We start from the raw sequence: 17,939 nt of genomic DNA on the forward strand, positions 1-17,939 counted from the left end.
ATTTTCTTGAAAATCGACAATGATCCTAAAAAAGAACAGAGGATTGAGAGATGTGTATTTATAGCAGAGCTTTTAAGTGCGCTTTGTCTGGGTATTTCCGGTGTTTTGGTCAAACACCGGGGAAAGAGACTGTGTTCATTACCACATAAGGTCATCTGGGATCTGAAAGTCTGCATAAGGATCCTCTTCATCCTCGACTCTCTCAGTGCGGCTATTACAAACAAGAATATACTGCTCGTCTCGCTCTATAATCTTTAGCGCAACAGGCTCAGGGATAAGCTCATAGCCGCTGTCTAGCTTAGCAATAGCTAAACGTCCTTTTGTTAAGTCATCGTGCATCGCTTGATTAACATAAAGCTTCTTAACCTTTTTTTCATCGGTAAAATGATAGGCAATATCACCGTTTTGCTTGGTAATTTTATTTTGCACAATCATTTGACGTATTTGGCCTTGTATCGCCTTTTTCTCGAGCTCTTTTTGCTTCTCTAAATTCAGCTGACGATCTTTCTCTGCTTTTTCTTCACGCTGTTTTTTTAGCTCTAACTGGCGCTCACTATCATCCTGAGCAGTCGCTTTGCCATTTTTTACTTTCTGTTTATGCTGCAGTTTTTCCGCTTTTAGCTTATTTGCTTTCTTTTTATTAACAAGTCCCGCTCCTAAGAGCTGCTCCTGCAATGATTTAGCCGCCATCAAATCACCTCTTTTCTATGCTAAGTAACAAATTCGATAATAATCAAATCTTGTATTCGAGTAACGTAAAGTTAAGTTTTCCATTTTGGACAAAAACAAAAAAAGCGACTTAAAAGTCGCTTTTTAGCATTCGCACTGCTGAGGTTAACCTCAGCAACGTTACCTTATAAAGGTGTAACGTTTTGAGCTTCAGGGCCTTTTTTGCCTTGAGCTACTTGGAATTCAACTTTTTGACCTTCAGCCAAAGTTTTGAAACCAGAAGTGTTGATTGCAGAGAAGTGAACAAAAACATCAGGACCTGAATCCTGAGTAATGAAACCGAAACCTTTAGTTTCGTTGAAGAACTTTACTGTACCAGTTACTACGTCAGACATGTCTGTTTTCCTGTAGGTAAGTTAATTTACACGCAGATGTTATCATCATGCGTTGTTGTGCTAAAAAAACTCGGTATTACTTATGACTTAACAGGACGGAACATACATGACGTAGTATTCGCAACTCTGGACATAAATATTGCCAACTCTTTTAAACGAAATTGATTGTAGTCCGCTTCCCGCCATCAGGTCAATCAAGTTTTCAACAATTTTTATCAAGATAATGGCTAAAAGTAGTTATCTTGAGTCAAATCAATACTCTATAAAGAAACAAAGAATCGAATAGTTTCTTTCCCAACCACCTTAGTATACTTTTTAAACCCTAAACAAAGCGCTATTGGAGCTAACAATTATGAAAGTGGCTGTTTTTTCATGCAAACCTTACGACAAAAGAACACTGTCCGATGCTGTGACAAAAACACCAGCGATCGAATTAGTCTATTTAGAAAGCAGACTTAGTCCAGAGACGATGGCACTAGCAAAAGGCTTTGACGCGGTTTCTTGTTTTGTAAACGACGATATTAATTGTCACGTAATTGACTATTTAGCAGCACATGGGCTCACCGCCATCGCGCTACGTTGTGCGGGATTTAATAATGTGGATTTACCCGCCGCTAAAGCAGCTGGCATTAAGGTCTATCATGTCCCTGATTACAGCCCTACTTCCGTGGCAGAACACGCGGTTGCGCTCATCATGACGCTGAATAGAAAAACGCACATTGCCTATCATAGAGTGAAAGAAGGTAACTTTGCTCTTGAAGGCCTGCTCGGCTTCAATATCCAAAGCAGAACCGTTGGCTGCATTGGCACCGGACGCATAGGGCAAGCTTTTTGCCGTATTATGAAAGGCTTTGGCTGTAGGGTTATTTGTTACGACGTAACACCTAACGAAGCGCTACTAGAAGCAGGATGTGAATACACAGACCTAGAAACGCTTTATAACGAAAGTGATATTATTAGTTTGCACTGCCCTCTCAATGCCTCCACTCATCATTTAATTGGCAAAAACAGTCTGGCTGAAATGAAAGACGGCGTCATGATTATTAATACCAGCCGAGGTGCTTTAGTCAATGCACAAGAAGCCATCGATGCGCTCTATACAGGTAAAATCGGCTATTTAGGACTGGATGTTTATGAGCAAGAGAATGCAATATTCTTTGAGGATATGTCTTCACACATCATCCAGGACAGCGTCTTTCAGCTAATGCTGACCTTCCCGAATGTTGTTGTTACTGGGCACCAAGGCTTTTTTACCCAAGAAGCGTTAGAGCATATCGCTGCAACCACTGTGGATAATTTAATATTGCATGCTAAAGGCGATCCCTGCTCGCGATTATTAAATGCTTAAAGGGCTACTCATCAAAATCCAAATGCGGATACAATGAGCCCATGAGAATAACTTTAAGACAATTACAAATTTTTGAAGCCGTAGTCCATACCGGTTCAGTGACCGCTGCCGCCGAAATGGTATCTATCAGCCAACCAGCCGCCAGCCAGGCCTTGCGTGAACTAGAAGCATTATTGGGGCAGTCACTTTTTAGAAGGCATGGAAAGCGCTTACAAATTACGCCTCAGGCTAGGCATCTTTTACCTCAAGCGCGAGCGGTTCTAAGCCAAATAGAACAAATAGAAAGCATGGGAAGTGATGACGAGCTAAGCGGATCGCTCCATATTGCGGCCAGTGTAAGTGTTGGAAACTATCTACTTCCAGAACAGATGTCGATATTTAAACAACAACACCCCAATATAAGATTTAATTTAGATATTGGTAATACACAGCACGTAATCCAACAATTATTAACAGGCAAAGCGGAAGTTGGCTTTATTGAGGGTTATTGCCAACACGCAGAGCTAATGACGAAAGTCTGGTTAAAAGATGAATTAGTGGTCTTTGGGTCAGCACAAGAAATTCGCCCAGAAAGCCTGTCTTGGAATGATTTACAAGAAGCGGATTGGGTCATGAGAGAGGCAGGATCTGGCACCAGAAACATACTTGAACAAGCAATGGGAAAAAATATAACGCAGCTTAATGTGGTTATTTCACTCGCGCATATGGAAGCGGTAAAACAAGCAGTTATTCATAAAATGGGATTAGGTTGCTTGTCGAGAATAGCCCTATCTCAAGAGCTCAGCTCTGGTTTGATTAAACTTTACCAAACGCCTTTGGAGCTCAATCGAAACCTACTCATTATCACCCCGAAAAATACAGCCCTTACTAAAAACGCACAAAGTTTTGTGGATCAATGTTATTCCATTCCTTCCTTATAAGAAGCAATGGAATAACTAACAATCAACACAATCTCACTTAAGCTCTGGATATTGAGTTAAATCATCATTTATGTCATACCAATCAGGCTTACTGGAGACAAATAAATGGTGATCAGGCGCCATAGTTGGCTCTTCATCCAAAACCCCTAACGAAATTTCAATATGGTTAGGGAAATCCTTATGATAATAATAAATTGGGCTACCGCAATCCTTACAAAACCCACGCCTAACTCGTTCCGATGACGCAAAGCGACGCACTCTTTTTTTCGACGAAATCCACTCTACGTCTTCTTTTAAGCAAGTACCATAAGCCGCTCCAGTACCACCATGTGTTTTTCTACACTGGCTACAATGGCAAATACTGGCGCTTATAAAAGGAGAAGTTATCGTAAACGTAACAGAACCACATAAACATGAAGCTTTCATTATTACCCCATAAAAAGTCATAAAGCCTTACAAACACACTAAAAAGGCAATAGGGCAACAAAACAACCCTAGGCCAACTTCACATGTACTAACGAGCCTTATCAGAATGACTGCATTATGCCAGAAGCGAGTAAGCCGACCAACCCACTTGCCAATGCTTTTCCTATCGCTCTTAAAAAGTTCTCAAGAAACAGTAATACTCAGTTATACTTTGCGTTAAGGTCAATACAATCAACACCCTAAAGCGATAATCTAGCTGGCTGCCATAACCAAGATGAATATAAACAAAATAGACTTAAACCTACTTATTTATTTAGATGTCTTATTGCGAGAATGTAACGTCACTCGAGCGGCGAGTAAATTACACATTACACAACCAGCTATGAGTAATGGACTAAAGAGACTAAGGGATTTACTTAACGACCCATTATTAGTCCGAACTAGCGAAGGAATGAAACCCACTGAAAAAGCGCTTCGGTTACAGCCAATCGTTCGTAAAGTATTACTAGAACTCGAAGAAGCCTTACAACCTGAAGCGGACTTTAACGAACGAACAAGTACCCGAGTCTTTCGCATAATGGCCAGTGACTACGCCGCTTCCACCGTAATTCCGAGACTTTTAAATCGATTACGTGAAAATGCACCAGGCATTACTCTTGATATAATGACACCAAGTGATGTTACCTTTCATGATGTGGAAGCTGGTAAAATTGACATGGCGATTAATCGCTTTGAAGAACTACCACAATCCTTTCATGAGAAAAGCGTTTGGCATGATGATTTCGTCTGCATGATGAGCACTGACAATGCGGTAAGAAACAATTTCAATCTTGAAAGCTACTTACAGTCTCAGCATATTTGGGTCAGCAAAACAGGATTTGGCGTTGGTGTTGGCATGGACCCGAACGACGTACAAAAACTAGGTTGGGTTGATGAAGCCCTGCAAAGCATCAATAGAAAGCGCAGTATCCGTGTTTTCACTAGAAGCTACCATACTGCAATGCATCTTGCGCTTGAACAAGACCTCATTGCCACGCTGCCGAGAAAGGTCGCCATGATCAATCGAAACAATCCAGACCTTGTCATTCTGGAACCCCCTTTCAAGATACCTAAGATAGAGCTTAAAATGATTTGGAGCGCCTTGCTACATCATGACGCCAGCCATATTTGGTTTAGAAGGCAAGTAATTGAACTTGCAAATGAGCTTAAAAAAATAAATCCAAAATGAGCGCCACTATGTTTAATGTTTCACACATTCATCATGTGGCTATTATTTGCTCAGACTACAAAACGTCTAAATTCTTTTACAGCGAACTGTTAGGTTTCGACATTATTCGAGAAACTTATCGAGAAGAGCGACAATCTTTTAAGCTAGATTTAAAAATTAATGAGAATGAACAAATTGAACTGTTTTCATTTCCTCACCCACCAATACGCCCTTCCCACCCAGAAGCGCAAGGTTTAAGGCACCTTGCTTTTGCAGTCAGTGACTTAGACGCCTGCGTAAAACACCTGAAAGAGAACAAAATTGAAGTAGAAGATATACACACAGACCATCTTACAGGCCAACGCTTCACCTTTTTTTCCGACCCTGATAACTTGCCGTTAGAACTCTACGAAATAACATAAAAAAATCAAAAAAAAGCACGCATTAGCTAAACCAATACGTGCTTTCATGTACCTAATTAATAACGACTAAAGCGCTTTACCACTTTCGGACAAGTAAGATGCAACACCTTCAGGTGTGTTTACCATGCCTTTGTCGCCTTTATTCCAACCAGCCGGACAAACTTGACCGTGCTCTTCAAAGAACTGAAGCGCATCAACAATACGAACCAACTCATCCATATTGCGACCGATTGGCTCATCGTTCACGATTTGTGAACGAACAATACCTTTTTGGTCAATAATAAAAGAAGCACGCATAGCAACGCCTACTGGGTAATAAGAATCTCCAGCTTCAGCTTCAATACCGTAAGCCTTTGCAACGGAATGATCCATGTCACCAACTAGCGTATATTCAACCGGACCAATCCCGCCTTCTTCTACTGGAGTATTGCGCCACGCATTATGGGTAAAATGGGAATCGATGGACACACCAACAACTTCCACACCCATTTCACGGAATTTATCCATACGATGAGACATTGCAATGATCTCAGAAGGACAAACAAAGGTGAAATCCAATGGATAGAAAAATACGATGGCGTATTTTCCTTTAATCGTTTCAGACAAGCTAAATGAGTCAACAATCTGGCCATCAGCAAGTACCGCTGGAGCCATAAAGTCTGGCGCTTTTTTACCAACTAGAATAGACATGATATTAAATCCTCTTGAATATACGAATGTTGAATTTTGCGTAAACTACCTACTAAAAACAGTTACTCTTCTGTAGAGCCTACCGCTTCATTTATTAGCGTTTGAAGCTTACCGTTTGATGCCATTTCCATAATGATATCGCAACCACCGACTAATTCGCCTTTAACCCATAGTTGTGGGAACGTTGGCCAATTGGCGTATTTTGGCAATTCAGCACGAATATCAGGGTTGTCTAAAATATTAACAAAAGCAAAACGCTCGCCACATGCCATAAGGGCTTGCACTGCTTGCGATGAAAAACCACACTGTGGCGCGCGAGGATTACCCTTCATATAAAGAAGAATATCGTTACTTGCTACTTGTTCTTTAATTGTCTCAATTGTACTGCTCATTATAAAACCTCACCCTGTCTCGTCTTTTTGTGATAACCGTCAAAAATAATATTACGGTAAATGGATCAACTTGACCCAGTTTATGGGGGTTGACCTACTATTTACAACCCCAATTTGATGGTTTCCTTTGTTCTTTCAAATGCGAATTACGCTTTACTCACTCCCGTGAGTGTATTAGATTGGACGATTACCCTTTTTTAAATAACCGTTAAGGAGTTTAGCGTGTCGCCAAGGCATTTTCTTACTCTCAAAGACCTTTCGTCTGCAGAGTTAAAACAGCTACTATCTCGAGCTTCAGAACTTAAGAAAATTCATCACGAAGGCACACTATACGAACCGCTTAAAAATCGTGTTTTGGGAATGATTTTCGAAAAATCATCAACCCGAACTCGAGTTTCATTCGAGTCTGGTATGGCTCAATTTGGTGGTCATGCTTTATTTTTGTCGTCTCGTGATACGCAACTGGGACGCGGTGAACCCATCGAAGACAGTGCTCGCGTTATCTCTAGCATGGTTGATGCAGTAATGATTCGTACTTTTGAACATAGCATTGTTGAAACCTTCGCTAAATACTCGTCTGTGCCCGTCATCAATGCGCTTACAGACGATTACCATCCATGCCAATTACTTGCCGACATGCAAACCTATCAAGAGCACAGAGGCTCAATAGAAGGCAAAAAAGTCGTATGGGTTGGTGATGGAAACAATATGTGTAATTCCTACATCAATGCTGCTGCATTGCTGGATTTTAAATTGGTTATCGCTTGCCCTAAAGGCTATGAACCTAGCCCTGAATTGGTTGCAGAGCATCAAGATCGAGTCACTGTATTACATGACGCTCAAGCAGCAGCCAAAGAGGCAGACCTTATCGTAACCGACGTTTTTGCCTCTATGGGACAAGAAGATGAGCAAGAACAAAGGCTAAAAGACTTCGATGGATTCCAAGTGAATACAGAATTAATGGCGTTAGCAAATACTGATGCCTTATTTATGCACTGCCTCCCTGCCCATCGCGGTGAAGAAGTCTCTGCAGATGTTATCGATGATCCTGAGTCTGTTGTCTGGGACGAAGCAGAAAATCGTCTTCATGCACAAAAAGCCCTTCTCGAATTTTTATTGTGTAAATAAAAGAATCTTAAAAAAACCGTGATGTATTTTATATCATGGTTTTTTTCTATCTCATTCACTGAATTAAACTCACGTACTGTAAATTATTATGAGTATTATTGAAGTTAGGCACTTAAAAACACTAACAGCACTTCGAGAAACTGGCAGCTTAGTAGAAGCGGCTGAGCGGGTTCATTTAACCCAATCCGCGCTTTCTCACCAACTTAAAGATCTAGAAGAAAAGCTCGGCTGCTCCTTATTCATCCGTAAAACTAAACCTGTTAGATTCACTAGCGCTGGCCTTAGACTATTGCAACTGGCGGACGATGTCTTATTATCATTTCGCTCGGCACAAAGAGACATACAACGCTTTGCGGAAGGTGAAAGTGGACGTCTTCATATCGCTATTGAGTGTCACAGCTGTTATGAATGGCTAATGCCAACCATTGATCATTTCCGCGAACATTGGCCAGATGTTGAGCTGGACTTGTCCACAGCCTTTAGCTTTATGCCATTGCCAGCACTTGCTCGCGGTGATTTAGATTTAGTGGTTACTTCAGACCCTCAAGATCTACCCAATCTGGAATACATTCCTTTATTCCAGTATGAGGCCCAAGTAGCCTTGTCTCGACACCACCGATTAGCAAAGAAAGAATTTTTAGAACCTGAAGATTTTAAAGAAGAAACTCTGATAACTTATCCTGTTGAATCTGAGCGTTTGGATATTTTTAAACATTTTCTAATGCCCGCTGGAATTGCGCCTGCAAAAGTTCGCCACAGTGAATTAACCTTAATGATGATGCAGTTAGTGGCCAGTGGCCGTGGCGTTTGTTGCATCCCTAATTGGGCGTTAACCGAGTATTCAAATAGACAATATGTGATTACAAAATCATTGGGCGAAGAAGGTGTTTGGTGCAAGCTTTACTTAGCAATAAGAAAAGATCAGCGCAATAATGCCTATATGGAAGACTTGATTAATACCGCATCGAAAACATGCTTTAAAAACTTAAAAGGCATCTTATCGCCAGACCTTTAACCTTACAAAGCCCGCAATCAACATCAGGACAAATTATCCTGACGTTGATTACGAGACCAAATCAAACTAAATTTAGCCCCACCAAGACTGCTTTCATCCACCAGCACAGCACCACCATGCCAAAAAGCGATGCGTTGTACGATTGCTAACCCTAATCCATAGCCACCCGAAGCGCGCGTCCGACTGTTATCTAAGCGCTGAAATGGAATAAATACCTTATCACGATCTTCAAAAGAAATTCCTGGCCCATCGTCTTCGATATCAAGCTGCCAGCGATCCTCATCGTATGAAAAAATAATAGCAATTTGACTGGTGGCATATTTTGAAGCATTTAGGATTAAGTTTTGCAGTGCTCTATGCAAATGATGTTCATCAGCAATGACGACATCTTTTTCAGAAATATCCACATTTACTTTCAAGTGTTTTAGTAACGATTCATTATTCTGCAAAATAGAGTCTACTAATTGCTTAATCCCGAAAGGGTGGAAATTTAGCGCTAGCGTACCTTCTTCTAATTTTCCATAGGTCAGTACTTCATCCACTAATGTATTTAGCTCTTCTACATCATCTTCTAGAGCAATAACAGTATGCACAACGGATGGATCGACTTCGTCTTTGACAACTTCTAAGCCAAATCGAAGCCTAGCAATTGGCGTTCTCAGCTCATGTGAAATGGCATTGATCATGTCTCTTTGTACTTTAAGCAATCTTTGAATATGCGACGACATAGAGTCAAAAGAATACGCCAACTCTTTTAATGTTCCACTACTGTCAGATATTTCTGTAGGCAAACCACTTAGCCCTCGTGCAATCTGACGAGTCATATCCTCAAATATTTCTCTTTTTTCATCGAGATAAAACAGCTCTCGCCAAATTAAAATAAGCATAGCGATAATTGCAATGGCAACAATAACAATAACAATAAGCGTTAAAGAGACAGGGCTAACGTGATCAATAGAAATGTAATTTACATCACCTGATACTTCCCCCTTCCACAAAAAGCCATAATAGTTATGTTCTGCGTGAACTAAGGTAACGTCATCGACTGTAAGCGACATTGGAGAAGAGGTTTTCTCTACCTTCAAGCACGATATGCTTTTCAATAAAGACTGCTTATCTGCATATGAAAGAGGGGAAAGAAGCAGTGTTTTAAGTAATGCCTCTAGATGAAACATATAACTTTTTGCTGAAACAACACCGACTAAACTGGGATGTGAGAGCGGACCAAATGACAGCTGATAGTCCCCATTTGGCAAATAAGCCCCTCTTTTTGTCGCTAACAAAGCCGTCACTTGAGGAGAGTTAAGGGATAAATTAGCCGATTTCCAATTAAATTGAGAATCTGGGAGTGACCTTGTGATGCCACTTGCCAGTATTGCAACACTGAGCTCAGCATCAACACATAAAAGCTGATCACGCTTTGCTTGACTAAAACGATAATCTGCAAATTCAACGGCGGCATAACAACAAACGAGTATGATTAAACAACCCACAATCAGGTGTTGAAATAACCGCCATATTTCTTTTTGCATTGGACGATCAAACCTCTTTTACAAAAAGGTAACCTTTGCTGCGGATTGTTTTAATCCGGCGAGGATGAATAGGATCATCCCCTATTTTAGAACGAATGCGAGAAATACGAACATCTACTGAACGATCCTGTCCATCGTATTCAATACCACGTAATTCACCAAAAATCTCTTCTCGGCTTAGAATTCTTCCCGCTTGACTAGCAAGCAACCAAAGAAGATCAAACTCTGCACTTGTTAATTCAACTTCTTCAGTAGAAAGCCAAGCTTCTCGGCGCGAGTTATCAATAACCAAAGGACCAAACGTTAACGTTTGCTCTGGCTTCTTCTCTGCTGCAGCCAATAAGTCTACGTCCTGTGTACTACGTCGTAACAGCGATTGAACTCGAGCTAATAACACTCGTGGTTTTACTGGCTTAGAGACATAATCGTCAGCGCCAATTTCCAAGCCAAGTATTTGGTCTACATCATCACTGCGCGCGGTCAGCATTAGAATAGGACCTTTGTAATCATTACGCACACTACGACAGACAGTAAAACCATCAGCGCCAGGAAGCATAAGATCCAAAATAACAAGAGAGGGTTGTTCTTCAATAATACGAGAGATAGCAGCTCGTCCATCCGACTCAACATTAACCAAGAAACCATTCTTGATTAAATACTCTTGAGTAAGTAAGGCTAGCCGCTCATCGTCTTCAACAATTAAAATTGAGTAGTTGTCATCCGTATTCATAAGCAATCCTCTTCCTAATATATGTTCTCTATTTTTATATAAATAAATGTATCTTTCTGTAAAAACTAATGAGCAAGATAGCTTCTAAGTTTTTCAATACGATCGCGATTAACATCCAAATCAGAGTAACCAACACGCGAAGCAGAGCGAACATCAACTATGCTATCAGCCTCAGGCAAATAAAATTCAACATCATCAATAAAACCTAAAAAATGGCTTTTAACTTGAATATGAACATACCCTAGTTGGCTATTAACAATTTGAGTATAACCTTGATTTAGAAAGTAAGACTCTATAGAAAGCTGTGTATCCATACGGCTTCCATGATAAATAATTGGCTCTATATAGTGCACTGCATCACTTTTTTCTGCCTGACTAGAAACACAATTAGGAGACGTAGGGCACGGTTTTAATAATTCCGCAGTCACCCCTAAATCCTCAGGTGGCCGATTATTTATTTTGATGTAAGCAAAAAAACCTATTACTAAAACAACAACAAAAAGGCTTATCCAACGAACCATGCCAGTACGACTCCTAAAAAATGTGACTACTACCTAAATGTACGTTTACCTGGCTTTTTAGGCTTGAATTCAGGCTTGTCTGTACTCTGCCAGTCAAAGCCTTTTGGACGACGAGCGCCACCAGTATGCTTATTCTTAGTACGCTTCACATCCAGCTTTTGCTGCTGTGTTTTTTGCGCAATAGCAGATACTTTCAGATCCACCATGGCACACAGTGAATTAACGTCAACTTCTTCCATTTCTACCCAACGGCCAACTTTGGCTTTAGAAGGTAAAAAGACAGGGCCAAAACGCACTCGTTTCAAACGGTTTACTTTTACGCCTTGAGATTCCCACAAACGTCGAACTTCACGGTTACGACCTTCCATCAAGCAAACGTAAAACCAACGGTTAATACCTTCGCCACCACCATCAACGATGTCAGTGAATTTAGCGATACCTTCGTCTAAATTGATGCCTTTTTTAAGGGTCGCTATATTTTCTTCAGTGACTTCACCCATTACACGGACCAAATATTCACGGTCAATCTCTGTTGAAGGGTGCATCAATCGATTGGCTAATTCACCATCAGTGGTGAATAACAACAAACCAGAGGTATTAATGTCTAGTCGGCCAACCGCAATCCAGCGTTCACCACGCAATTTAGGAAGATTATCAAAGACAGTAGGACGGCCTTCTGGATCCTTGCGAGTACATACCTCGCCTTCTGGCTTATTATAAATAATGACTCGACGGCCTTCGCCTGCTTCGGTCAGTTTTACAGGATAACCATCCAGCTCAATAATATCACTAACGCTAACTCGGTCGCCCAGCGTCGCAACAGCGCCATTCACAATGACACGCCCGTCACGAATACGGGTTTCCATTTCACGACGTGAGCCTTGACCCGCTCTAGCTAAAACTTTTTGTAACTTCTCGTCCATTACGAACCTCTTAGAGGGAATGCTTCTCAGCAACCCAGTTTTTTAAACACAAAATTTTGGGCATTATAGTCATACATAGCGGTGCTTGACAGCGACATTCCTAACTATTTACATAAAAGGCGCAGGATCACCCGCGCCAATGCGTACAACCTCTATTTTTTCTGAATCCATCATCACGACAGTGGTTGGCTCTAAGCCACAAAAACCGCCATCAATAACCAAATCTAAAGCGTATTCTAGCGTGTCGCGAATGTCATAAGGATCTGTCATCGGCTCAGTTTCACCTGGTAAAATAAGAGACACGCTCATCAAAGGCTCTCCTAGCTCATCCAATAACGCAGAAACGATACGACTATCAGGAATCCGAATCCCTATCGTTTTACGCTTAGGGTGCATTAAACGCCTAGGAACAACAGACGTTGCGTGGAAAATAAAAGTATATGGCCCAGGCGTATTATTTTTAAGCAAACGGTAAAGATGGTTATCAAAACGGGCGTAAGTCGATATCTCAGACAAATCTCGACACACCAATGTAAAATTATGTTTATCATCCAAACGACGAATGGCTTTAATCTTATCCATTGCCGATTTATCACCTAAACGACACCCTAATGAATAACCACAATCTGTAGGATAGGCAACAACTCCTCCATCACGAATAACTTGAGCAGCTTGTTTCACCAAACGTGTTTGTGGATTTTCTGGATGAATTTGAAAAAACTGACTCAAAATACACTCCATTTATAATAAGAAGGCGTTTAAAAATACGCCATATCAACAACATACTAGACCATTCGAGGCATAAGACTCAACTCAAAAAACTAAACCCAATCTCGCCACACTAGATCCACTTCACTTTCATGTATCTGAGTAAAGCGCCCTACCTGCGTCCAAGGACCAAAGGGCCCGTGATAATCGCTCCCCACTGAGGCGTTCAAAGCAAACTCTTGAGAAAGTCGTTCCATAAGGCGAACGTGATCCGGGCGTTCATTACCTGAGGCAACTTCCATTGCCGTACCACCCCATGCTTTAAAGTCTGCTAATAAGCGTTTTAATTTAGTCACCGTTAACGGATAGCGTTTGGGATGAGCTAATATCAAAGCCATATTTTCATCTTTCAACATACCTAAGACAACATCCAGCTCTGGCCAAACATCTCTAAGACTACCAAGACGTTTATTGCCTAAATAACGGTCAAAAGCTTTATTCGCATCTTTCACTAGCCCTTTCTCTACCATCAAGGTCGCGAAATGAGGTCGCCCTAGTTGGCTATTTCCCGCCAATGCAACAGCCTCATCAAATAAGTCAGGCAATCCTTGCTTCACTAATAAGTCAGCGATACAACGGGCTCGGTCTAAGCGAATATGTTGGTTTTTCTGAACGATAGATAATAAGGCGGCATTATTTGGATCAAAATTCAACGCCACCATGTGAAGAGGAATCCCCTTCCATTGTGTAGAAAGCTCAACGCCATTCAAAAAGCTTAACTGATGTTCTTTTGCCCTCTGACGCGCTTCAGGCAATCCATCTAAGGTGTCGTGATCTGTAAGTGAGAAGAGCGTAACACCTTGCTCAACGGCTAAATCCACTAATTCAGTTGGCGATAATCGCCCGTCTGAGAAATTGGAATGAGAATGTAGATCAACTTTACGGTAACAAGCGGCTTCAGGCATAGATAGGCTGTTCTTTAAAAGAAATGGTGGTTATCATGGGTTCAGCATACATAAATTGGTTTTTATATGAAAATATTATTCGACTTTCTTCCTATCCTTGTTTTCTTCGTAGTCTACAAACTCTCTGGAAACATCATACTCGCTACCGCTGTTTTGATTCCTGCCAGCATATTACAAGTTGGTTATAATTGGCTCCGCTATAAAAAAGTGGAAAAAATGCACCTTGTTTCTTTGGCATTGGTTATTTTATTAGGTGGCGCAACGGTTATATTTGGTAACAGCGAGTTCATCAAATGGAAGCCAACCATTGTAAATGGTTTATTTGCTCTCGCTTTCTTAGGAAGCCAGTTTATTGGCGAAAGAAACATCATTGAACGAATGATGGGAGATAAAATCGAGCTTCCATTTAAAGTTTGGCGTACGCTGAATATTGCTTGGGTCGCCTTTTTCATTCTTTCAGGTGCTGTAAATCTTTACGTCGCCTTCTCTTTTAGCGAAGAAATCTGGGTAGATTTCAAACTATTTGGCCTACTTGGTATGACGATTGTCTTTATCATTTTACAAGGCATCTACCTTTCATCACAAATTCAAAACAAGGAATAATCATGCTTTACTCCATCATTAGTAACGATGTAGAAAATAGCTTAGCGGCACGCCAACAAGCACGCCCAGCCCATCTTGCGCGCTTACAGCAACTTTTAGATGACGGTAAGTTAGTTTTGGCAGGGCCGAACCCTGCAATAGACTCAGATAACCCTGGTGATGCGGGATTCACTGGCAGCGTTGTCGTCGCAGAATTCTCCTCTTTAGAAGCAGCACAAGCATGGGCCGATGCAGACCCTTACATGGCTGCTGGAGTTTACGAAAATGTAACAGTGAAGCCTTTCAAACAAGTCTTTCCGAACTGATCACTTTCATCTCCGGTATTTTAAAAGCCGCTCCATTGCAACGAGCGGTTTTTTATTATGCGTCTGTTTTTACATCAGAATGACCTAAATTTCGCTCTGGATCGATGACATCTCGCACTCTTTGCTTAAGCACTTTTGCCTCTGGAAAACCATTCTCCGCTTTACGGCACCATACCTCTTCACCGTTTACTCTAACTTTAAAAATCCCGCCTTGCGTAGGAATCAAGGTGACACTTTTAATGTCATCATCAAAGGTCGTCAGTAATTCCTGAGACAGCCATGCCGCACGTAACATCCAGCGACACAATGTACAATATTCAATCTCTATAACCGCCGTTCGCATCAATCTCTCCTGTATAATGTCTATAAATACGTCAAAACCACTTGGCCTGCAGCCATGCTCCCAATACTATTGGGCCATTCATTCTTTAAGGAAATCCTATTATGCGTAAAATTTTCATTGCTGGCCTTATGTTTACCGCACTTTGCTCTCAAGCCAATGCAACAGAAGTGGATATTACAACGAATCAAGGCGCTATTCGCATCGATTTGAATGATAAAGCGGCTCCTAATACGGTTAAAAACTTTCTAAGTTATGTGGAAGAAGGTTTTTATAATGGCACTATTTTTCACCGCGTCATTCCAGGTTTTATGATTCAGGGCGGTGGTTTTACTCCTGACATGACACAAAAACCAACCCATGCAGCGATTCCTTATGAAGGTGACAATGGTCTAGCGAATAATCGAGGCACTATTGCCATGGCCCGCACTCAAAACCCCGACAGTGCCACGTCTCAGTTTTTTATAAACCAAGCGGACAACAGTTTTCTAAACGATGGCGCTCGCGGCGCTCCTGGCTATACCGTCTTTGGTCATGTAATTTCTGGTATGGACGTAGTAGACAATATTACTAAGCTTCCTACTCATTCTATGGGTCCCTACCAAAATGTTCCCTCTACCCCTATTGTGATTGAGAGCATCAAACGTGTTAACTAGTTATTGTTTAGAAACACCCAAGCTAAATTGGGGGGAAGATGGTGCCCCTCACTCTGAAAAGTTTGACGATGTGTATTTTGATAAAGACGCTGGGCTTGAAGAAAAACGGTATGTTTTTCTTCAAAATAACCATTTAAATGAGCGTTGGAAAAACCTATCCAGCGCTCGGCCTTCTCAAGATCACTTTACCATTGCAGAAACTGGATTCGGTACAGGGTTAAATTTTCTCTGCGCATGGAAAGCTTTTTTAGAAGACGCCCCCACCGATACCACCCTGCATTTCGTTTCCGTTGAAAAGTTTCCTTTAACAAAAGATATGCTCACTAACGCGCTAACTATGTGGCCGTCTCTAAAAGAATACAGCCAACAGTTGATTGCCCATTACCCTGAGCTCACCCATGGCTTTCATCGTATTGAATTAGCTCAAGGTCGTATTCAGCTGACCCTATGGTTTGGCGAAGCGGAAGAGGGCTTTGCGGCATTAAATGCTAGCGTAGATGCTTGGTTTTTAGACGGGTTTGCCCCCAGCAAAAACCCAGAAATGTGGACGTCAAACTTATTTAAGCACATCCATAGGCTCAGCCACCAAGGCACTACGTGTGCAACATTTACCGCTGCAGGCATAGTACGTCGAGGCCTAAAAGACGTCGGCTTTGAGGTTAGAAAAGTAAAAGGTTTTGGCCAAAAGCGAGAAATGGTTGTTGGTGAGCTGAACGAACAACCTCTAACGTTTACTGAACGCATGGCACAAGGCGAAGCTTGGTTTAATGTACGACAAAATCCATCCCAGCACAGTGGCCATGAAGAGCACCATCAAAAACACGTATTGGTGGTTGGCGCTGGGCTCGCAGGCGCCACCACAGCTCACGCACTCGCTGAACAAGGTATTAAGGTGACAGTGTGGGAACAAGGTAAAACCGTTGCTTGTAAAGCCTCTGGTAACCCTCAAGGCATGCTTTACCCTAAGCTTGCCAGTCAGGACACTCCGGTAAATCGTTTTTATTTAAGTTCTTATTTATACGCAAGCAAACTCTACTCTAAGCTTGATGATAGCGCGGTCTTTTGGCAGCAATGCGGCCTAGAGCAACGCCCAACAAACGAGAAAGAAAAACAACGTTTCACCAACTTGCTAGAAAACAAACTTTACCCAACCTCTATCGTGCATAAACACGGTGAGAACGGCAGCTTATTCTTACCTTTATCTGGTTGGGTTGTACTAACCGACCTCTGCCAAAAACTGCTTGATCATCCTTTAATTAATGTGCGATTAATGACACGTTTAGAAGGATTAGAGAAAGACGATAACGCGCCTCACCCGTGGTTAGCCAGTCATCAGCCAGCCAATGATAAAATACCGCAAGAACGTTTCTCTCATGTGGTTATCTGTACTGCCAATGACACTCATGATTTGAGCTTCTTACCAAAAACACCGGCTTACCCTATTCGTGGTCAAGTATCGTACTTACCTCTAGAAGCCGCACAAAAAGCCTGTTCAAGCGTTAATGAAGACGTCGGAAAGTTAACCACTGAGCATGTTCTTTGCCAAGCAGGTTATGTTTCTCCAGCACTGAAAGAAACCCTACACTTTGGCGCCACTTACGATGTGAGAGATCTAGATGAAACAGTCAGAGCAGAAAGTCAGCAACGTAATCTGCGTATTTTAGAAGATTTACTGCACTTAGAAACAGGGACGCTCAATGAGCGAGATTGTGGTGGACGAGTGTCGTTTCGCTGCGCCATTCCTGACTACACTCCTATGGTAGGTCCCATTTCGACACCAGCAATATTAGAAAACCATTACGCCATGCTCAGCAAAAATGCCAAATGGAAATGCAATCAAATCGCTAACCCTCAAGATGGTTTATTTATCAATATTGGCCATGGGTCAAGAGGGTTAGTTTCTGCGCCCTTAAGCGGCAGCTACCTAACCAGCCTAATCACGAATACTCCCTCACCCTTAGAGCAAAGCATTATGGATAAGCTTCATCCTAATCGCTTTGTAATCAGAGCATTAAAACGAGGGTAAACGAGATAATCGCTAACC

The 17,939-nt window shown here is 41.6% G+C and carries 22 protein-coding genes; 10 read left to right on the forward strand and 12 right to left on the reverse strand.

Going from position 1 to position 17,939, the window contains the following annotated elements:
- Window positions 1–138 precede the first annotated feature (138 nt).
- Window positions 139–690, reverse strand: coding sequence for a DUF2058 domain-containing protein (locus tag E0D70_RS07755; RefSeq protein WP_133011704.1), 552 nt, complete (start codon window positions 688–690; stop codon window positions 139–141).
- A 164-nt stretch (window positions 691–854) separates the two neighbouring features.
- On the reverse strand, window positions 855–1,064 hold the full coding sequence (locus tag E0D70_RS07760) for a cold-shock protein (RefSeq protein ID WP_024024079.1): 210 nt from the start codon (window positions 1,062–1,064) through the stop codon (window positions 855–857).
- 352 nt (window positions 1,065–1,416) lie between these two features.
- On the opposite strand from E0D70_RS07760, the gene E0D70_RS07765 reads away from it, so the two are divergent.
- Together E0D70_RS07765 and E0D70_RS07770 are read left to right on the forward strand one after the other, a co-directional pair.
- Window positions 1,417–2,412 carry a 2-hydroxyacid dehydrogenase gene (locus E0D70_RS07765; protein WP_133011705.1) on the forward strand — a complete coding sequence of 332 codons (996 nt, stop codon included), beginning with the start codon at window positions 1,417–1,419 and terminating at the stop codon, window positions 2,410–2,412.
- A gap of 41 nt (window positions 2,413–2,453) precedes the next feature.
- A complete protein-coding gene (locus tag E0D70_RS07770; protein ID WP_133011706.1) occupies window positions 2,454–3,332 on the forward strand; it encodes a LysR substrate-binding domain-containing protein in 879 nt (292 codons plus the stop codon).
- 33 nt (window positions 3,333–3,365) lie between these two features.
- On the opposite strand, the gene E0D70_RS07775 is transcribed toward E0D70_RS07770, so the two are convergent.
- Complete coding sequence (locus E0D70_RS07775) at window positions 3,366–3,758, reverse strand: GFA family protein (RefSeq protein WP_165942884.1); 393 nt, start codon at window positions 3,756–3,758, stop codon at window positions 3,366–3,368.
- A gap of 274 nt (window positions 3,759–4,032) precedes the next feature.
- Between E0D70_RS07775 and E0D70_RS07780 the strand changes: the two genes are divergently transcribed.
- Together E0D70_RS07780 and gloA2 are read left to right on the forward strand one after the other, a co-directional pair.
- Window positions 4,033–4,986 (forward strand): LysR family transcriptional regulator, encoded by a 954-nt coding sequence (locus tag E0D70_RS07780; RefSeq protein ID WP_133011708.1) that lies wholly within the window; start codon window positions 4,033–4,035, stop codon window positions 4,984–4,986.
- 8 nt (window positions 4,987–4,994) lie between these two features.
- Window positions 4,995–5,387, forward strand: a complete 393-nt coding sequence (gene gloA2, locus E0D70_RS07785; protein ID WP_133011709.1) for an SMU1112c/YaeR family gloxylase I-like metalloprotein — start codon at window positions 4,995–4,997, stop codon at window positions 5,385–5,387.
- 66 nt (window positions 5,388–5,453) lie between these two features.
- On the opposite strand, the gene E0D70_RS07790 is transcribed toward gloA2, so the two are convergent.
- Window positions 5,454–6,077, reverse strand: coding sequence for a peroxiredoxin (locus tag E0D70_RS07790; protein ID WP_133011710.1), 624 nt, complete (start codon window positions 6,075–6,077; stop codon window positions 5,454–5,456).
- 62 nt (window positions 6,078–6,139) lie between these two features.
- On the reverse strand, window positions 6,140–6,469 hold the full coding sequence (gene grxD, locus E0D70_RS07795) for a Grx4 family monothiol glutaredoxin (protein ID WP_133011711.1): 330 nt from the start codon (window positions 6,467–6,469) through the stop codon (window positions 6,140–6,142).
- 222 nt (window positions 6,470–6,691) lie between these two features.
- Between grxD and argF the strand changes: the two genes are divergently transcribed.
- Together argF and E0D70_RS07805 are read left to right on the forward strand one after the other, a co-directional pair.
- On the forward strand, window positions 6,692–7,597 hold the full coding sequence (gene argF / locus E0D70_RS07800) for an ornithine carbamoyltransferase (protein WP_133011712.1): 906 nt from the start codon (window positions 6,692–6,694) through the stop codon (window positions 7,595–7,597).
- Between the two features lie 88 nt (window positions 7,598–7,685).
- Window positions 7,686–8,612: a LysR family transcriptional regulator gene (locus E0D70_RS07805; RefSeq protein ID WP_133011713.1), complete on the forward strand. Its 927-nt coding sequence runs from the start codon at window positions 7,686–7,688 to the stop codon at window positions 8,610–8,612.
- Window positions 8,613–8,635: 23 nt separating this feature from the next.
- Here E0D70_RS07805 and E0D70_RS07810 read toward each other — a convergent pair whose 3' ends face one another.
- The 6 genes from E0D70_RS07810 to E0D70_RS07835 form a co-directional block, all read right to left on the reverse strand.
- Entirely contained in the window at window positions 8,636–10,144 is a 1,509-nt protein-coding gene (locus E0D70_RS07810) for an ATP-binding protein (RefSeq protein WP_133011714.1), read from the reverse strand.
- Between the two features lie 7 nt (window positions 10,145–10,151).
- Entirely contained in the window at window positions 10,152–10,874 is a 723-nt protein-coding gene (locus E0D70_RS07815; RefSeq protein ID WP_133011715.1) for a winged helix-turn-helix domain-containing protein, read from the reverse strand.
- Between the two features lie 65 nt (window positions 10,875–10,939).
- On the reverse strand, window positions 10,940–11,395 hold the full coding sequence (locus E0D70_RS07820) for a DUF1499 domain-containing protein (RefSeq protein WP_133011716.1): 456 nt from the start codon (window positions 11,393–11,395) through the stop codon (window positions 10,940–10,942).
- Between the two features lie 29 nt (window positions 11,396–11,424).
- Entirely contained in the window at window positions 11,425–12,318 is an 894-nt protein-coding gene (rluB, locus tag E0D70_RS07825) for a 23S rRNA pseudouridine(2605) synthase RluB (RefSeq protein ID WP_133011717.1), read from the reverse strand.
- A gap of 108 nt (window positions 12,319–12,426) precedes the next feature.
- A complete protein-coding gene (locus E0D70_RS07830) occupies window positions 12,427–13,047 on the reverse strand; it encodes an L-threonylcarbamoyladenylate synthase (protein ID WP_133011718.1) in 621 nt (206 codons plus the stop codon).
- A gap of 92 nt (window positions 13,048–13,139) precedes the next feature.
- Window positions 13,140–13,991: a PHP domain-containing protein gene (locus tag E0D70_RS07835; protein WP_133011719.1), complete on the reverse strand. Its 852-nt coding sequence runs from the start codon at window positions 13,989–13,991 to the stop codon at window positions 13,140–13,142.
- 66 nt (window positions 13,992–14,057) lie between these two features.
- On the opposite strand from E0D70_RS07835, the gene E0D70_RS07840 reads away from it, so the two are divergent.
- Both E0D70_RS07840 and E0D70_RS07845 read left to right on the forward strand, forming a co-directional pair.
- Entirely contained in the window at window positions 14,058–14,594 is a 537-nt protein-coding gene (locus E0D70_RS07840) for a septation protein A (RefSeq protein ID WP_133011720.1), read from the forward strand.
- Window positions 14,595–14,596: 2 nt separating this feature from the next.
- Window positions 14,597–14,899, forward strand: a complete 303-nt coding sequence (locus E0D70_RS07845) for a YciI family protein (protein ID WP_133011721.1) — start codon at window positions 14,597–14,599, stop codon at window positions 14,897–14,899.
- 55 nt (window positions 14,900–14,954) lie between these two features.
- Here E0D70_RS07845 and E0D70_RS07850 read toward each other — a convergent pair whose 3' ends face one another.
- Complete coding sequence (locus tag E0D70_RS07850) at window positions 14,955–15,242, reverse strand: SelT/SelW/SelH family protein (protein ID WP_133011722.1); 288 nt, start codon at window positions 15,240–15,242, stop codon at window positions 14,955–14,957.
- Window positions 15,243–15,343: 101 nt separating this feature from the next.
- Here E0D70_RS07850 and E0D70_RS07855 point away from each other — a divergent pair, with 101 nt between their 5' ends.
- Window positions 15,344–15,895: a peptidylprolyl isomerase gene (locus E0D70_RS07855; RefSeq protein WP_133011723.1), complete on the forward strand. Its 552-nt coding sequence runs from the start codon at window positions 15,344–15,346 to the stop codon at window positions 15,893–15,895.
- Window positions 15,885–17,921: a bifunctional tRNA (5-methylaminomethyl-2-thiouridine)(34)-methyltransferase MnmC2/FAD-dependent 5-carboxymethylaminomethyl-2-thiouridine(34) oxidoreductase MnmC1 gene (gene mnmC, locus E0D70_RS07860; protein ID WP_133011724.1), complete on the forward strand. Its 2,037-nt coding sequence runs from the start codon at window positions 15,885–15,887 to the stop codon at window positions 17,919–17,921. The genes E0D70_RS07855 and mnmC overlap by 11 nt, the downstream gene beginning before the upstream one ends.
- The last annotated feature ends 18 nt before the right edge of the window (window positions 17,922–17,939 follow it).

The organism is Marinomonas flavescens, assembly GCF_004352835.1.
Classification (GTDB): domain Bacteria; phylum Pseudomonadota; class Gammaproteobacteria; order Pseudomonadales; family Marinomonadaceae; genus Marinomonas; species Marinomonas flavescens.

Bases quoted from the DNA above. Each gene is read 5' to 3' on its own strand.
- E0D70_RS07755 (WP_133011704.1), bottom strand. From the start codon at position 690: ATGGCGGCTAAATCATTGCAGGAGCAGCTCTTAGGAGCGGGACTTGTT.
- E0D70_RS07760 (WP_024024079.1), bottom strand. From the start codon at position 1,064: ATGTCTGACGTAGTAACTGGTACAGTAAAGTTCTTCAACGAAACTAAA.
- E0D70_RS07765 (WP_133011705.1), top strand. From the start codon at position 1,417: ATGAAAGTGGCTGTTTTTTCATGCAAACCTTACGACAAAAGAACACTG.
- E0D70_RS07770 (WP_133011706.1), top strand. From the start codon at position 2,454: ATGAGAATAACTTTAAGACAATTACAAATTTTTGAAGCCGTAGTCCAT.
- E0D70_RS07775 (WP_165942884.1), bottom strand. From the start codon at position 3,758: ATGAAAGCTTCATGTTTATGTGGTTCTGTTACGTTTACGATAACTTCT.
- E0D70_RS07780 (WP_133011708.1), top strand. From the start codon at position 4,033: ATGAATATAAACAAAATAGACTTAAACCTACTTATTTATTTAGATGTC.
- gloA2 (WP_133011709.1), top strand. From the start codon at position 4,995: ATGTTTAATGTTTCACACATTCATCATGTGGCTATTATTTGCTCAGAC.
- E0D70_RS07790 (WP_133011710.1), bottom strand. From the start codon at position 6,077: ATGTCTATTCTAGTTGGTAAAAAAGCGCCAGACTTTATGGCTCCAGCG.
- grxD (WP_133011711.1), bottom strand. From the start codon at position 6,469: ATGAGCAGTACAATTGAGACAATTAAAGAACAAGTAGCAAGTAACGAT.
- E0D70_RS07805 (WP_133011713.1), top strand. From the start codon at position 7,686: ATGAGTATTATTGAAGTTAGGCACTTAAAAACACTAACAGCACTTCGA.
- E0D70_RS07810 (WP_133011714.1), bottom strand. From the start codon at position 10,144: ATGCAAAAAGAAATATGGCGGTTATTTCAACACCTGATTGTGGGTTGT.
- E0D70_RS07815 (WP_133011715.1), bottom strand. From the start codon at position 10,874: ATGAATACGGATGACAACTACTCAATTTTAATTGTTGAAGACGATGAG.
- E0D70_RS07820 (WP_133011716.1), bottom strand. From the start codon at position 11,395: ATGGTTCGTTGGATAAGCCTTTTTGTTGTTGTTTTAGTAATAGGTTTT.
- rluB (WP_133011717.1), bottom strand. From the start codon at position 12,318: ATGGACGAGAAGTTACAAAAAGTTTTAGCTAGAGCGGGTCAAGGCTCA.
- E0D70_RS07835 (WP_133011719.1), bottom strand. From the start codon at position 13,991: ATGCCTGAAGCCGCTTGTTACCGTAAAGTTGATCTACATTCTCATTCC.
- E0D70_RS07840 (WP_133011720.1), top strand. From the start codon at position 14,058: ATGAAAATATTATTCGACTTTCTTCCTATCCTTGTTTTCTTCGTAGTC.
- E0D70_RS07845 (WP_133011721.1), top strand. From the start codon at position 14,597: ATGCTTTACTCCATCATTAGTAACGATGTAGAAAATAGCTTAGCGGCA.
- E0D70_RS07850 (WP_133011722.1), bottom strand. From the start codon at position 15,242: ATGCGAACGGCGGTTATAGAGATTGAATATTGTACATTGTGTCGCTGG.
- E0D70_RS07855 (WP_133011723.1), top strand. From the start codon at position 15,344: ATGCGTAAAATTTTCATTGCTGGCCTTATGTTTACCGCACTTTGCTCT.